At 63.2% G+C, this 15,031-nt stretch carries 17 protein-coding genes and 1 tRNA gene; 7 read left to right on the top strand and 11 right to left on the bottom strand.

The annotated features are described in order from the left end of the window. Window positions 1–73: 73 nt before the first annotated feature. Window positions 74–150, top strand: a tRNA-Met gene (locus tag KTJ87_RS00905). 74 nt (window positions 151–224) lie between these two features. Here KTJ87_RS00905 and KTJ87_RS00900 read toward each other — a convergent pair. From KTJ87_RS00900 to KTJ87_RS00850, 11 genes are all read right to left on the bottom strand, one after another. After that, complete coding sequence (locus KTJ87_RS00900) at window positions 225–1,028, bottom strand: competence protein CoiA (RefSeq protein WP_267137179.1); 804 nt, start codon at window positions 1,026–1,028, stop codon at window positions 225–227. A gap of 139 nt (window positions 1,029–1,167) precedes the next feature. Beyond that, on the bottom strand, window positions 1,168–1,854 hold the full coding sequence (locus KTJ87_RS00895; RefSeq protein WP_267137178.1) for a hypothetical protein: 687 nt from the start codon (window positions 1,852–1,854) through the stop codon (window positions 1,168–1,170). Then, entirely contained in the window at window positions 1,851–2,099 is a 249-nt protein-coding gene (locus KTJ87_RS00890; protein WP_267137177.1) for a hypothetical protein, read from the bottom strand. Before KTJ87_RS00890 ends, KTJ87_RS00895 begins: the two co-directional genes overlap by 4 nt. Further along, window positions 2,099–2,248 carry a hypothetical protein gene (locus KTJ87_RS00885; RefSeq protein ID WP_267137176.1) on the bottom strand — a complete coding sequence of 50 codons (150 nt, stop codon included), beginning with the start codon at window positions 2,246–2,248 and terminating at the stop codon, window positions 2,099–2,101. The genes KTJ87_RS00890 and KTJ87_RS00885 overlap by 1 nt, the downstream gene beginning before the upstream one ends. Before the next feature lie 395 nt (window positions 2,249–2,643). Then, entirely contained in the window at window positions 2,644–2,826 is a 183-nt protein-coding gene (locus KTJ87_RS00880; RefSeq protein ID WP_267137175.1) for a hypothetical protein, read from the bottom strand. A 244-nt stretch (window positions 2,827–3,070) separates the two neighbouring features. Next, window positions 3,071–4,354 carry a hypothetical protein gene (locus KTJ87_RS00875; RefSeq protein WP_267137174.1) on the bottom strand — a complete coding sequence of 428 codons (1,284 nt, stop codon included), beginning with the start codon at window positions 4,352–4,354 and terminating at the stop codon, window positions 3,071–3,073. Between the two features lie 242 nt (window positions 4,355–4,596). Further along, window positions 4,597–4,872, bottom strand: coding sequence for a helix-turn-helix transcriptional regulator (locus KTJ87_RS00870; RefSeq protein WP_267137173.1), 276 nt, complete (start codon window positions 4,870–4,872; stop codon window positions 4,597–4,599). A gap of 103 nt (window positions 4,873–4,975) precedes the next feature. After that, on the bottom strand, window positions 4,976–5,560 hold the full coding sequence (locus KTJ87_RS00865; RefSeq protein ID WP_267137172.1) for a hypothetical protein: 585 nt from the start codon (window positions 5,558–5,560) through the stop codon (window positions 4,976–4,978). 8 nt (window positions 5,561–5,568) lie between these two features. Beyond that, a complete protein-coding gene (locus KTJ87_RS00860; RefSeq protein WP_267137171.1) occupies window positions 5,569–5,970 on the bottom strand; it encodes a hypothetical protein in 402 nt (133 codons plus the stop codon). After that, entirely contained in the window at window positions 5,970–7,265 is a 1,296-nt protein-coding gene (locus KTJ87_RS00855) for a tyrosine-type recombinase/integrase (protein ID WP_267137170.1), read from the bottom strand. The genes KTJ87_RS00860 and KTJ87_RS00855 overlap by 1 nt, the downstream gene beginning before the upstream one ends. 207 nt (window positions 7,266–7,472) lie before the next feature. Further along, on the bottom strand, window positions 7,473–8,381 hold the full coding sequence (locus KTJ87_RS00850; RefSeq protein WP_267137169.1) for an AraC family transcriptional regulator: 909 nt from the start codon (window positions 8,379–8,381) through the stop codon (window positions 7,473–7,475). A gap of 196 nt (window positions 8,382–8,577) precedes the next feature. Between KTJ87_RS00850 and KTJ87_RS00845 the strand changes: the two genes are divergently transcribed. The 6 genes from KTJ87_RS00845 (at window position 8,578) to KTJ87_RS00820 (ending at window position 15,031) form a co-directional block, all read left to right on the top strand. After that, a complete protein-coding gene (locus KTJ87_RS00845) occupies window positions 8,578–9,978 on the top strand; it encodes an aldehyde dehydrogenase family protein (RefSeq protein ID WP_267137168.1) in 1,401 nt (466 codons plus the stop codon). Between the two features lie 55 nt (window positions 9,979–10,033). Continuing rightward, entirely contained in the window at window positions 10,034–11,239 is a 1,206-nt protein-coding gene (locus KTJ87_RS00840; protein WP_267137167.1) for an amino acid ABC transporter substrate-binding protein, read from the top strand. Window positions 11,240–11,336: 97 nt separating this feature from the next. Further along, window positions 11,337–12,203, top strand: a complete 867-nt coding sequence (locus KTJ87_RS00835) for a branched-chain amino acid ABC transporter permease (RefSeq protein WP_267137166.1) — start codon at window positions 11,337–11,339, stop codon at window positions 12,201–12,203. Next, complete coding sequence (locus KTJ87_RS00830; RefSeq protein WP_267137165.1) at window positions 12,200–13,141, top strand: branched-chain amino acid ABC transporter permease; 942 nt, start codon at window positions 12,200–12,202, stop codon at window positions 13,139–13,141. Before KTJ87_RS00835 ends, KTJ87_RS00830 begins: the two co-directional genes overlap by 4 nt. Next, window positions 13,138–13,875, top strand: coding sequence for an ABC transporter ATP-binding protein (locus KTJ87_RS00825; protein WP_267137164.1), 738 nt, complete (start codon window positions 13,138–13,140; stop codon window positions 13,873–13,875). Before KTJ87_RS00830 ends, KTJ87_RS00825 begins: the two co-directional genes overlap by 4 nt. Beyond that, a complete protein-coding gene (locus KTJ87_RS00820; RefSeq protein ID WP_267137163.1) occupies window positions 13,868–15,031 on the top strand; it encodes an ABC transporter ATP-binding protein in 1,164 nt (387 codons plus the stop codon). Before KTJ87_RS00825 ends, KTJ87_RS00820 begins: the two co-directional genes overlap by 8 nt.

The following is a 15,031-nucleotide window of genomic DNA, read 5'->3' as shown; positions in this document are numbered from 1 at the left end:
CGCCGATCGGGAAAACGCACCGAAAAGGCGCTTGACGGCGCGCGGTCGTTTCCGTACGTCCACCGCACTTCGTGGCGGAGTAGCTCAGTTGGTTAGAGCAGCGGAATCATAATCCGCGTGTCGGGGGTTCAAGTCCCTCCTCCGCTACCACATATCCTTGATTTTATTGAATAATTTCGAATAGCGCCGCATCTACCCACAATCTACCCCAATCTGGAACGGGTTCAGGCGGGCACAAGATTGGCGATGCGTGCGGCGGGCCAGTTGTAACCGGACGTGCTGAATGCGCGACGCGACGACACCTTTATCAACAGGTCTTCGGCTTTGAACGGCCCTTCTAAGGTTAGTTCCTTGAAACGTTTGGAATACTTGTAGAATCCGCCGCCGTAGTTTTCTTCACCACCTTCGGAATACCACGTCGTTTCTTCGACGTAGACTTGGTGCCCTGCGAGGCGTCCTAGCCAAAACACCTTGTCGGCGGGGTCATACATCCACATGCCGTTTTTGCCGTTGAAGCCATGCACCCAACGTTCGAAGTTGCGGGGCGAGTAGCGTTCGACAAACCAACCACCCTGCCGGGGCACGCCTTCGTCCCATACCTTCGACGTAAGGAAGGGTATCCAGATTTGCGTGACACCTGCGCGGGCGTAGGACGAAGCGCGACGCTCAATTTCGTCTAGCCCAATCGGCGTATGTTGCAGTTCAAACGCGATTTGTAGCCCCTTTGGCGACCACGCCATAACGTCGGCGCGTCGGTCGCCCGGCAACGTGTTGACGATGAATTCCAGTTCTGCCCGTAGCCCGCGTGCCGTGAGTGCGTCCGAAACGATTACCTTCGCTTCCATGTGGGCGCGTGTCTCGCCTGTCGCCCATGTGCAGTCCGTTGGCGGCTTGTGTGCGAAGTGGTGAACGACCTTCCGGCCCTTCTTAAGCACGACTTCGCCACGACATTTCGGGCAGTGGTAGGTTGGCCCGCGTTCGGCTGTGAACGCGTCGATTCGGTTTCCCTCAAGTTCAGCAACAAGCATCGCCACCCCTACATGTCGTCTTCAATAGCAATGCTACCATAGATACTGTAGAGAAAAGAAAAAGGCCGCGCCCGAAGACGCGGCAGTTGCCCGTGGCACACGGAACGGTTTGGGGTCGGCGACAGTCGAGCAAGCCCGATTAATCGACTTCAACCCGCGAGGCTTCGGCCTTGGCGACGACTTCGGCGGAATAGAAGCTATTGTGAATGTCGGATACGACGCTTTCGTAGTTGCCTACGATCTTCGAAAGGGCCGCGCCTTCGGTCAACAAAGCCGCCCCTTTCGGCGCGAACTTTTCGACGGCGGTTGCGGCCATCTTGCCGTGCAGCGCCTCGCTGATCCCAAGTAGGAAATACGGCGACGAATAGAGGACGGACGCGACGTTCTTATCCGACTTGTACAGGGTGCTGACTGCCTGCATTCCTTCGGGGGTCTTCACCTGATCCCTAATCCAACCGCGAATTTCGCTATCGACATAACCGTAGCCTTCGCGCGGCCCAAGCACGCTGTCGGCAAGCGCCTTGCCGTCGTCCATAAGTTCGACGGCCTTTCTTGCGAAAAGTTCGGCGTGCTGGCGTATGGGTGCGGACGCGCGCATGGCGATTTCCTTGCCAAGCAAATGCAGTTGCGGCTTGGTGCGCGTCAAATCGCCCGCAAGCGCCTTCGCCTTGGTGGCCGAACTGACAATGCTGTCTTGCAGCGCCGTCATTTGCGCCTTCACGCTCGGAAAACGTTCCGGGTCGCCAAGCTTGGTGCGCAGGTAAGTGCGGGCTTGCAAGCTGATTAGCTTCTCGGTCTGTCCGGGGACAAGATATGCGGTGTTCATTGTGCCGTTCCTTCTTCTGTTGCGACGGACGCTTCCGTGATTAGTCGAGCTTGCTGCGCCAAGAGCGCGACTTGCCATTCGTCGTCGGTGCCGTGGTCCGCTACGACCATGAAATGGCGCTTGGGCTTCGGGCCGATGATTGCGCCGGTCAGTGCGTCGATTGTCAGGACGGTATTGCGAACGACGCTTGGTCGCTTCCCGCGCTGTTCCAACTTCACCAATCTGCTTTTGAGGAAGCGGGCCATTAGCGTTCCCCCGCTTCCAAGGCTTCAAGCCGTTGCTCAAGGTCGCTACCTTCGATCATTCGACCGATAAGCATGAGAATGTTCGCCAACCGGCTGGCGTCCTGTATGTCGATCTTCCCGGCGCGGGCTTCGCGGTACAGCTTCGACATTTCCTTGCGGGCGTCTTGCACCGTCTCAAGCCGAACGCGCACACGGCGAGCGTTCGCCGGGGGGTGGGGGGTCTGACCCCAAGTGCTTGCTACTGCGGGATTTGCCATTGCCTGAAACCGTCAAAATCAGCCCGTTAAGGTGTCCTTATCTACGGCTTGCGGGCATTCCGATCTTCGGTCAAGAGCAAATCAAGTCGTTGGAAAACAATGGAAAAACTAGACAGTGATTGCCGTTGTTCCGGTCACGCCGAGGCCGTCGCAGGGGCGCAGGAACGGGCCGTACAGCGCCAAGTCGGCATCGGCTGTCACTACCCTTCCGGGAAGGCCGAAGCGCCTGCCATGGGGCGACACAGCGCGCGCGGCGGGATTGCCCACAGCGTGGCACATGCAGGCCGTCATTCGGGGTCACTGCGGGCCGCGCGTGCAGTCCGTTCGGCCTCTACGATATTAACCCACCGTGCGGCTTCGCCGATTAGCTTGATTGCCATGTCGTCGTTGTTCGTTTCCTGAATGCGACGCCACAGTTCGCGCAAGACTTGGCTTGGCGTCGGTGCGGTTTCTTCGTCGTTGCGCTTCATGTCTACGTTCCTTCTGTTTCGTCATGTGGTAGCCGTGGTATTCCGCCGATCTACAGATAAGTTAATGAAATAATTAATGTAATATATAAATGTAGTATGTAGTATTGTAGTATATATACCGTACGGTCTTATATTATGGGGTGGTTTGGTGATTTTACGCTACTACGGCACTACACATACTACTCGTTTGTTTTCAATCACTTAGACGCAGTAGGGCCACACTGCAATTCACTACATGACGGCACTACGACGACCCTTCGGAAGTAAACCGCTTCGCATTGGCAATTCCGTAGGCTTTTCCGCGCGTACCGTAACTCTGCAAATCCGCGCGTCCGAGTTCTTGCAGGTCGCCACCGTCAAGAAAGCTTTGAATTGTCCGCTTCAAAGCTACGTTGGCTCCAAGCCGATCTTTCTTGAATGCCGACTTCTGCAATAGGTCTTGCTGCAAATACGACAGCGGAACGATGTGGTCCGCGTGCATTTCCCGCGTAGCCCGCAAACGTGGCAGCTTGTGGTATTCTTCGGCGAGATACCGGACTACAGACGCGACGAAGACCTTTTCTTGTTTCGCTTCGTCCGTCGTCTCACCAACTTCGCCCGCGTCGAATTTACGGGCCAAAGCTTCGATACCGTGTTGCACAACCGCAAACGCCCATTGCGCTTCGGGTAGGCTGATTTCGGGCGCGGCGTGATCCCTGCCCACAGCGACAAGCGCAGCAAGTTTCAGGGTCTTGATATGGGCGCGGTTCCAAAGTTCGGCCATCACGCCCGCTTCGGCGTTGATTATGCCGTCGGCGATGCTATCGACGTATCCGCCCGGCCCTGCGAAGTCGTAGGCGTCGCGGGAAAGCGGGACATGCACGACGGCGTTGCGGGCGTTCAGATGCGCACAACGTGCGACAAGATCGGCGAACCGTCGCACTGTCTGGCCTGTGGGCAAGGCCCTTTGTGCGTCCGGGTTCTGTGCGGTGCGCGGCCCTTCGTAGACTATGGGCGTGAAGCGCGGCAGAAGGCCAAGGGCCACCATGCTTTCGCTAAGGTGCGGGTATAGGGCTTGCGGCGACGTTTCGCCGAACAGGCTGAACGCCGGGCTGTCTACGGCGTCGGTGTTGTTCGCTTTGTCGCTGTAGATTGTGGGGTGCAATACGTCGTGTTCGCCGCTCAAGTTGAACAGGTCTAGCAAAACCTTTCTAAGCGTCACGTCCGACGCCGAAGCGCGGGGATGGCATATACGTTCAATCGTGTGGCCGAATTCGCCGACGAACGCGACGAAGCTGCGAGACGTGCCAAGGTACTTTATTAGGGCTTGCCCCGACGCAATGTCGGCTGGCCCCATGTGTTCGTCTACCGTCGGCAGTTGGTTCGGAATGTCGCCGTCGTGCCACGCGCCGCTTTTGGTGTAGCCGACGAACCGCAGGACGCCGCTACGTGCGCCTTCTTTCCCGCGCCCGGTTTCCGCGACCAGCAACACGTACTGGTTCAACCCCGTGCCCGATACGTTGAACGCTCGCCCGGTGATACCCGACATGTACGCGACTGCACCCGCTAGCGCGATTTCGGGCACGGGTCGCGGTGCCGCGCGGTAGATGAAATCGGCCAGTTCGCCTAGAAGGCCGGGGGGTGGGTTTCGGAACGGATTTGCTGTCATTTCGGGCGTGCCTATGGGTAGCGCGTGGGTAGATCGCGCAAATAGACGCGTATCTAGGAATTTTATTCGTTATCGCAGTGGCTTGGATGATCGACGCGGTAGAGATATTCTCTGCCATGCCACTACCCGCGATGCTTGCGCGCTTCCATGAGTTCGCCGACAAGCACGCGAACTTCGTCGTCACACTTCCCGGCAATGCGGGCGTTCAAGATTGCCTGCACTTCGTCGGACGGCCACACGGCGAAACGCTCGCCCAACTTCACGGGGCGGGGGAACGTGCCCTTGTCGATATGGTTGTAGAGGGTGCTGCGCTTCATGCCGGTGATGCGGGACACGTCGGCGGGGCGCATGAGGGTGCAGGCGGCGGGCGGCGCGGGGGTATTGGCTTGGGTGTTCATAGGGTTGGCTCCTTGGTCACTAATAAGTCCAAGGTTTGCCAAGGTTCCCACAGGCAAGCTGCCACCGAACCCGTGGAATTGGTGGCAGACGCGTATCGCCTAGCTACATGATCGGTTTTCCCGGCCCCGCGCCGCCGGGAAACTGCCAGCCCATGTGCGTTACGGTATCTACGACGCTGCACGCCAGTTCTGCGACGTGCGCTTGCACTTGCTTTAAGTACGCAAGGTCAATTGCCGTATCGAACTTTTGCTTTTGTCGGTTGATAAATAGCGGCACGGATGCGCCGTTCACGTCCGGTGTTCGCCATGATCCATGGCAAAGCACATTGCGAACGACGGTCGCCTTCTTAATGTCTTCAACCAGTTCGTCTATGTTCGTCGTCGTGGTCGCAGGGTTATCGCGTGCGGCCTTTCCGTACGATTCGGCCAAGTTCCAAAGCTGATCGGTCAACGCGCGCTCAAGCTGCGGTAGCCATGCCTGATAGGCCGCATCGATTTCTTCGGCGGAGTAATTGCGCGTTGCTGTGAACGCGAAGATTGCCTTGCCTAAGACTTCTTCCAGAAACCCGAATGTTGCGACGGTGCGGCCAAGCTGTTCCCAAAACTGCGGAGAATGCCTGTGGGTAGGAAAATTTGCGGGCAGATTGTCCCGGTCAATAATGGAGCGGTTCACGTCGTCGTCGTTCATAATCGGCCTTATTCGGGGTTCAGCGCAGCATCGCGCGTCGCGCGGTATTCGTCACGAAGGTTTTGAAGCTGCGACCGGCTGAACATGTCGTCCGTCTCGGTAAGAACTTGCGCAAGGGCCTCTTCGGCCTTCATGCCTTCGTCTTCGAGTTCACACACGCGGCGACCGTACACGCGCCACGCGTCGGGGTTGCGCCTCGCCGCGCCGCGCCCGCGCTTCACGCCCAACCGGCGCAAAAATTCGTCGGGGTCTTGGCCCGAATACGCGATTGCGCCACCAAGCCACCGCGCCAAGTCGGGCGGGATAGGTTCGCCCGCTTCTAGGTGTTCATTTATGGTCGCTAGCTTCGTCCAAGCTTCGTCCGCTTCGTTCGGATTGTGGACGCTCACACCATATGGAACCTTCGCCATCACACGGCCCCCGCGTGAAGCTGCACAACGTTATCGGCGGTCGCCTCGCCACGACAATACCCCGCCCAATCCGCCATCATGGCGCGGCGGCGCTCTACCATGTCGCTACGCTGGTATGCCCGTTCGACGGTCGAGCCTACGTTGTGGGCAAGGGCCATTTCCGACATGTGGTGGTCGTAGCCCCGTTCTGCCGTCCATACGCGGAAGGTCGAGCGCAGGCCGTGGGGCACGGCAGGAAGCCCGCTGTCCGGGTCTAGCCACCCTTTCCGGCCCGCCTTCAATTCGGCGGCGTGCATCCGGCGCATGACGGCTGACAGGGCCGCATCGGACAGGGCACCGCCCCGGACGGCAGGGAACACGTAGTCTGACCCCTCGATACGCGGAAGCGCTTCTAGCACCGCAATAGCGGCGTCGGACAGCGGCACGCGGTGGTCGCGTTCCATTTTCATGCGCGCGCCCGGTATCTTCCACATGCGGGCGTCTAGGTCGATTTCTTGCCATGTCGCGCCGCGTATCTCGCCCGACCGCGATGCACACAACGTCAAGAATTCCAGCGCCCGTGCGGCCATGCCGTCGCGCTTGCGCATGTCGGCAAACCACTTCGGTAGGTCCGCTTGAGATAGGGCGGGTTGCTTCGTGACCTTTGCCACCTTGGAAGGTGTCGGCAGAAGTTCCTTTAGGTTGCCCATCCATCGCGCCGGATTGTCGCCGCTACGGAAGCCCGCGACCGTGGCCCACGACAGGACATTTTCAATGCGGCCACGAAGGCGCGACGCGGTTTCGGTTCTGTTTTCCCACAGGGTGCCATCGTCAACCGGCTGGTTCAGCACTCGCAGAATGTCTTGTGTCGTGACGTGCGCGACGTTCATGTCGCCAATGACCGGCACCGCATAGGCGTCCATGCTGCGACGCCAGTTCTTACGGTGCCTATCGCTGCGAAATTCGCCTTCCTTCCGCGCGATGCACTTTTCAACGGCGTCTTTGAACAGGATGGAAGTTGAGGCCTCTATCTGCGCTTTCAGCTTCGCGGCGTTGCGTGCCTCTATGGGGTCATTGCCTTCGCGCACGAGTTGACGAAGGGCTTCGGCTTCTTCCCGCGCCTTCTTGAGCGGCACAAGTTCGTACTGACCTAGCCCCATGGTGCGGGTCTTGCCGTGAAGCGTGAACCGGAATTCCCAAGACTTCGTGCCCCACGTGCTGACTTGCAGGTAAAGCCCGCCGCCGTCCGACAGTCGCCCGCGTTGCTTGTGTGCTTTGATTTGCCGATCCGAAAGCCGGTGAATGCCGCTTGCCATGGCTGATACCTACCCATTCTCTACCCCTAAAATATGGAGGAAACATGTAGGCTTATCAAGACCTATATGGACACAAAAATCATATAAATCTCTGATTTACATCGACAACGCAGGGTATCGGTAGACATCGTCGGACACTAACTTGGTGGCCTCCTCCGCTACCAAATCTTCCCGCCCGTTGCGCACCTTTACCGTTGATGCTGCCGCTCACGGCCAATCCGAGTAGCTACGCTTTTGAACTGCGGCGCGGGGCTCGCCGTCTTGGCGGACGGCCTTGCGCCAGGCACCCGGGGGGTGGCCTGTCTCGGCTCGGAAGAAGGCGCTGAACTGCGGTGTGCTGCGAAATCCGAGATAGGCGGCGATCTGGTCCAGTGTCTGGGTCGAGCGTTCCAGCAGCACCTCAGCCTCTTGTGCGGTGCGGCCGTGGATCAGTCGCAGCGGCGGGGTGCCCAGGACGCGCGCGCATATGCCGTGCAGACGGTCGGGCGACACGCCCAACTCGGCGCTGTAGCGGGCCACGGTCCAGCGGTCGCGGAAATGCGTCTCGACCATCTGGCGAAACCGCTGGAGGATCACCGCCGACGTCGCAGGCGCGGCGCGCAGGGCATCGGGGCGCGCGGTGTTGCGCCACAAGAGCACGAGCAGCACACGGATCTGCGCCTCGGTCACGGTCTCATAGCCCGGCGCGCGTCCGTAAGCCTCGCGCAGGATCAGGTCGAACGCGCGCTGCACGTCCGAGCGAAAGCCGTCGTCCCCCGCCAGCGACAGCCGAAAGCTGCGCCCCGCCAAGAGCCGCAGGTCCACCGCTTCGGGCTTGTGGCCGATGGCATTCGCCAGTGTCGTCTCGCCAAGGATCAGGTGGCCGACGGTGCTGCCCGCGCGCGCCCGCACCCGCACCGCATCCTGATCTGTGATCCACAGGATCGCGGGGCCCTCCACATGCTCTGCCACCTCCAAGCGGTCGAGCGTCAGGGCCCCCTGTTCCAGAAGGATGATCTGCTTGGAGCGTCCGGGGATCTCGACCAGCCCGCCCAGGTATCGGGGCGAAAGACCGGTGCGCACGACCTCGGCATGGAACGGAAGGCCGCTGCGCGGCAACGCGGAAACGCCCGTCATGGCTGTCTTGGTCGCGTGGGGTGAACAGGGCGCATCCCGCGATCATGCCCCCCGAATCCCGAAAATCAATATTCAATCGCCGGATATTCGTATTTTCAGCCAGCCTCGCCTGCCCAATGTTCAAAGGGCACGCCGGAAACGGCTGCACGCGGGAGAGATGACACTCTGCTCTACCGCGACAGGGGAGGAGACTTGAGTGTTCGAACCGGGACCGATCACGGATCGGCCGTCGGCGCTGTCGACGCGGGATACCGCGCAGGCAATGGCCGAGGCCGATCGCGCCGCGAACGCGGCCGCAGACGCGTTCAGCGCGTGGTCGATGCTGCCGCCCGGGGCGCGCGCTGCGCATCTGCATGCAGCAGCCGCGGCGCTCGACAGCGACCGCGCCACGCTCGTCGATCTGGCGTCGATCGAGATCGGCGCTGCGCCGTCCTGGACGGAATTCAACATCGACCTTGCCATGGCGGTGTTTCGCCAGGCCGCCACCCTCTGCGATGCGCTTGGCGATGAACCGGCGCCCGGCGATCCGGGATCGGTCCTGCGCCGCCAGCCTGCAGGCGTGGTGCTGGGGATCGCGCCGTGGAACGCACCCATCACGCTGGCCGCGCGCGCCATCGCCGCGCCGCTTGCCTGCGGGAACACCGTGGTGATGAAGGGGTCCGAACACTGCCCCCTGACGCACACTCGCATGATCGAGCGGATCAACGCCTCGGGCCTGCCCGCCGGGGCCGCGAATGTCGTCACTAACGCCCACGATCAGTCCGAGGGTGTCGTCGAGCGGCTGATCGCGCATCCGGCGATCCGGCGCATCAATTTCACCGGCTCGACCCGCGTGGGGCGTGAGGTGGCGGTGATGGCTGCGCGGCACCTGAAGCCCTGCCTGCTCGAGCTGTCGGGCAAGGCGCCGCTGGTGGTGCTTGACGACGCCGACCTGGACCGCGCGGTCGATGCGGCGGTCTACGGCGCCTTCTTCAACCAGGGCCAGATCTGCATGTCGACCGAGCGGATCATCGTCGTCGCCGGTATCGCCGACCGCTTTGCCGACGCGCTGGTCGCGCGGACCGCGATGCTGCGGGCGGCCGATCCCAAGACAGAGGCGGCGGACCTTGGCACGCTGATCCACGCGGCGGCAGCGGACAGGGTGCGCTCGATGATCGAGGACGCCGTGCGCAAGGGCGCGGTTCTGCGCACCGGCGGCGAGGTCGACGGCGCGGTGATGCAGCCTGCCGTCATCGACCGCGTGTCCTCGGCCATGCGGCTGTATCACGAGGAAAGCTTTGGCCCCGTCGCCAGCATCCTGCGGGTCCGCGACGAGGACGAGGCGCTGTCGGTGGCAAACTCGTCCGATTACGGGCTGAGCGCGGCGGTGTTTTCTGCCGACATCGCGCGCGCCCGGCGTTTCGCGGATCGGCTGGAAACCGGAATCGTGCAGATCAACGGGCCGACCGTCCACGACAACCCTGCGATGCCCTTCGGCGGCATGAAGGCCAGCGGCTATGGCCGCTTTGGCGGGCGCCACGCCATCCACGAATTCACCGAACTGCGCTGGATCGCGATCCGCGACCAGGCCCCCATTCCACAGTTTCCACCCCGGTAGCGTGCCGACAGAAGCACGCGCCATTCCCATCTGTTCCAAACCCGGAGGACGACACATGCAACGCAGACCCTTCCTGAAGCTCGCAACCGCGCTGGCCGTGGCTGGCACCATCGCCGGTGCCGCAAGCGCGGACACCATCCGCATCGGCGCCGTGGCGCCCAAGACCGGCGGGCTTGCCGGCGGCGCGGCCGTGACCCAGTGGCCGACCATCGCGCTGTGGGTCGACCAGGTGAACGCCGATGGCGGCCTGACGGTGGACGGCGAGAAGATGATGATCGAGCTGATCGAATACGACGACCAGACCAACCCCGGCGAGACCATCAAGGCCGTCCAGCGCCTTGCAACCCAGGACGAGGCGCATTTCATCATCGCGCCCTATGGCACCGGCCTGAACCTTGCCGCCGCGCCGATCTTTGCGCGCTACGGCTATCCGCAGATCGCGGTGTCCGCGATCACCGACCAGCAGCCCGAACTGTCGGCGCAATTCCCCGATATGTTCTTTACGCTGGGCACCACCTCGGCGCTGGCCGAGGACGCGGTGAAGATCCTGACCGACATGCGCGAGGCGGGCCAGTTGGGCAACAAGATCGCCATGGTCAACGTCGCCGACGCCTTCGGGATCGAACTGGCCACCGTCGCGCGCGAGCGCTTTGCCGAAGCCGGGTTCGAACTGGTCTATGACACGTCCTATCCGCTGGGCACGCAGGATCTGTCGCCGGTGATGAAGGCCGCCAAGGCCGCCGAGCCTGATGCCTTCGTGGCATGGTCGTATCCGCCGGACACCTTCGCGCTGACCGAGCAGGCGATCATCGAGGATCTGGACGTGCAGGCGTTCTACACCGCCGTCGCCACGCCCTTCCCAGCCTATGGCGCACGCTTCGGCGCGGCCGCAAATGGCAACCTCGGCGCGGGCGGCGTGAACCCCGACAGCGAGGCGTTCCAAGCCTATGCCACCGCGCACCAGGAAGTCACCGGAGTCGCGCCCGACAGCTGGGCGTCGGCCACCACCTATGCCTCGCTCGAGATCCTTCAGCAGTCGATCGAGGCTGTCGGCCTCGACCGCGCGGCGGTAGCGGATCACATCCGGGCGACCACCTTCGAGACGGTGCTTGGCCCGATGTCCTTTGCCAACAACAACTCGAACGAGGCGTTCTGGACCGTCGGCCAGTGGCAGGACGGCGTCTATCGCGGCGTTGCGGCACGCGGCCGCGACGGCGCGGCAGAGGTCCAGCTGAAAGACGGCTGGGGCAGCGACAGCTGATCCGATCATCAACCGGCGGGGGCCGTAACTGGCGGCCCCTGCCTTCCTGACCTGATGGCGCCCCACTGCGGCGCGCGAAACGGACGAGCACACCGGCATGGACATCCTCATCACTGGCCTGCTTCTGGGGGGCACCTACGCGCTGATCGCCGTGGGGCTGAACCTGCAATACGGCGTGGCGCGGATCATGAACCTTGCCAACGGCGAGATGCTGGTCGCGGGCGGCTTCGTGGCGTTCTGGCTATATACCGCAGGACAGACCAGCCCGCTTCTGACCGTGTTCCTTGTGGCACCAGTGGCCTTCGCGCTGAACTGGCTGATCTACCGCTTCATGCTGCAACCGCTTGTCAAACGCTCCAAGACGCGCGGCCAGCTTGAAACCGACAGCATCCTTGCCACCTTCGGACTGAGCTTTGTCGGCGTCGGGCTGATGCTGGCGGCCTTTGGCGGCGACTATTTCAGCTATTCCTTCCTCGCCGTTCCGGTCGAGATTTTCGGCGACAGCTATGGTGCGAACCGGGTGGCGTCCTTCGTCGCGGCTGTGGTGATCTGCGGCGCGCTGTATCTCTGGCTGAACCAAAGTCGCGCGGGGCTGGCGATCCGGGCCGTGGCGACCGCGCCCGCCTCGGCACGGCTGGTCGGCATCGACGTGCGCCACCTCGCAGCGATCGCCTTTGCGCTGGGAGGCGCGGTCACAGCCGTCGGCGGCGCGCTCATTTCGACCTACCTCACGCTCGACGCATCGACCGGCGTGGTGTTCACGCTCAAGGCGCTCATCATCGTCATCATGGGCGGCGTGGGTGACGTGCGCGGCACGATCCTTGCCGCGCTGCTGCTGGGCATCGTGGAAACCGCCGTGGCGTCCTTGATCGACCCCGGCCTGACGCTGGCCGCCGCCTACATCCTCTTTCTCGGCGTCCTGCTGTTCCGTCCGCAGGGCCTGTTCGGAAAGGCCCCGACATGACCCTGACCGCATCCGACCTGCGCAATCTGGTCCTTGCCGCGCTGGCCCTCGCGGTCTGTGCCCTGTTGCCGTTCGGCGGGTCGGGCTACTGGCTGGGCATCGGCGTGACGATCGTCATGTTCACGGCGCTGGCGACGTCATGGGCGCTGTTCTCGGGGCCCACGCACTACATCAGTCTCGCCACGGCGGCCTTCTTCGGCGTCGGCACCTACGTGACCGGGCTGGGGTTCGAAGTGCTACCGTTCTGGTCGTTGATCGGCATCGCGGGGCTTATCGGCGCAGTGCTCGCGGCGCTCGTCGGCTTCGCCACGCTGCGCCTGTCGGGCGTCTATTTCGTGATCTTCACGCTGGGGCTGGCGGAACTGGTGCGGCAGGTCATCACCTGGGGCCAGAACATGACCGGCCAGCGCGGGCTGTACGTTCTGACCGACATCACCGAGGCGGGCATCTACTGGTGGCTTTTGGGCCTGTCGGCGGCGGTCTATCTGGGCGGCTGGCTGATCGGACGCTCGCGCCTCGGCTTTGCGCTGCGGATCATCGGCGATGACGAAACCGTCGCGGCACATTCCGGCATCAACACGGCCTTTGCCAAGGTGATGCTGTTCATGGTGCCGGGTGCTGTCGCGGCAATGACCGGCGCAATCCTGGCCCCGCGCTATGTCTATATCGAGCCATCGCTCGCCTTTGCGCCGATCCTGTCCTTTCAGGTCGTCATCATGGCACTGCTGGGCGGCGCGTCGCGGCTGTGGGGGCCGCTGGTCGGCGTGATCCCGTTCACGCTCTTGCTGGAATCGATCAGCTCGAACTTCCCCAACCAGACGACACTGGTCCTGGGCGTCGCCTTTCTGGTGATCGTCTACTTCCTGCCGCGCGGCTTTGTCGGCCTGCTTGAGGATGCGCGCGGCGGCTTGCGCAAGCGGGCGGGGGGCATGGCATGAGACAGGCATCCCCCGTTCTGGCCGTGCGCGGCGCGACCAAACGCTTTGGCGGGCTGGTCGCGGTCAACGCGATGGATTTCGACGTGGCCGAGCACCAGGTGATGGGCCTGATCGGGCCGAACGGGTCGGGCAAGTCGACGACGCTCAACCTGATCTCGGGCGCGCTGCCGCTGACGGCGGGCACGATCAGCCTTCGCGGCACCCCGATCTCGGGCCTGCCCGCGCAGACGATCACCCGCAAGGGTGTGAGCCGCACCTTCCAGCTTGTCCGCCTGCTGCCGTCGATGACGGTGCTGGACAACGTCGTGGCGGGCGCGGTTTTCGGCCACCGCCGCCTGTGGGGCGCCGAGGCGCGGGCGCAGGCCGAGACGCTGCTCGAGCGCGTGGGCCTTGGCGGGCAAGGGCATCTGCCGGTGGGCCAGCTGACCTACATCGACACCAAGCGGGTGGAACTGGCGCGAACGTTGGCGGGCGATCCCAAGCTGTTGCTGCTCGACGAATGGCTGGCGGGGCTGAATCCCACCGAGTTGCAGATCGGCATCGATTTAATCCGGTCGCTGCGGGACGAGGGGCGGACGATCATCCTTGTGGAACACGTCATGGACGCGATCCGCTCGCTCTGTGACCGCTGCGTGGTGATGGCGGCGGGCACCAAGATCGCCGAGGGCACCCCGGCAGAGGTGCTGTCGGACGCCGAAGTCATCCGCGCCTACCTGGGGGACGACGATGCTTGAGGTCTCGAACCTGACGGTCCGCTATGGCCAGCACCGCGCGCTGGACGATGCCGCGATCCGCGTGGGTCGTGCCGAGATCGTGGTGATCCTTGGCGCGAACGGGGCGGGCAAGTCGACGCTGCTCAAGGCGGCAAGCGGCATCTGCGAGGGGCAGGTGACGGGATCGGTCGTGCTGGACGGCACAGAACTGACCGGCATGCCCGCCAACCGCATCGTCGACGAGGGGCTGGCGCTGGTGCCAGAGGGGCGCGGCGTCTTCGGTGACCTGACCGTGCGCGAGAACCTGACGCTGGGGGCCTATTCCGCCCGTGCCCGCGATGAAGAGGCCGCCAATCTTGACCGCGTCTACAGCCTGTTCCCCAAGCTCGCCGAACGTGGGCGGCAGGTGGTTCGCACCATGTCAGGGGGCGAGCAGCAGATGGTCGCCATCGGCCGCGCGATGATGTCGAACCCCAAGGTCCTGACGCTGGACGAGCCGTCGCTGGGCCTGTCGCCGCTGCTGTCCAAGGAGCTGTTCCAGAACCTGCGCAAGGTGCGCGATCTTGGGCTTGGGGTGCTTCTGGTCGAACAGAACGCCAAGCAGAGCCTCGCCATCGCCGATCGCGGTTACCTGCTGGAGAACGCGCATATTGTGCACGAAGACAACGCCGCCGCGCTGATGACCGACCCCGCGGTGCAGGCCGCCTATCTGGGCGCTGCCGGGGCCACCGCGCCGCGCAGCCATGACCAGCCCGGTCCTGCACCGGACATGGCGCAGCCGGACACGCAGCCCGCGTTCGAGGTGCGGCCAAGGTCTCTGCGCACGCAGTCGGCCGATACGCTTCTGGGCCGGTCGGTGTCCGATCTTGTGGCAAGCGCCAGCGCCCGCAGCGCCGAGACCGTGCATGCGGTCCGCAGCATGGCACCGGCGCCTGAGGCGGCGGGATCGGATCGCCTTGCCTCAACACTCGCCGGTATCGAACAGGCCGCGCAATCGGCGCGCCGGGCGCGACCCGCGCGCGCGCCCCTGCCAGAACGCCCTGCACTGGCCGCAGCCCCGTCTGCGCCCGCGCAGCGCCCCGAACTCGGCCCGGTCCCGGTGGTCGACGTCTACCGCGCCCCGCGTGTCGAGGTGTATCGCCGCCGCGATGGCGGCTCTGAATTCGAACGCTCCTGA

It is taken from the genome of Anianabacter salinae (assembly GCF_019061145.1).
GTDB lineage: Bacteria > Pseudomonadota > Alphaproteobacteria > Rhodobacterales > Rhodobacteraceae > Anianibacter > Anianibacter salinarum.
Note: the sequence above shows the minus strand (reverse complement) of the source record. Positions and strands in the feature narration are given on the sequence as shown.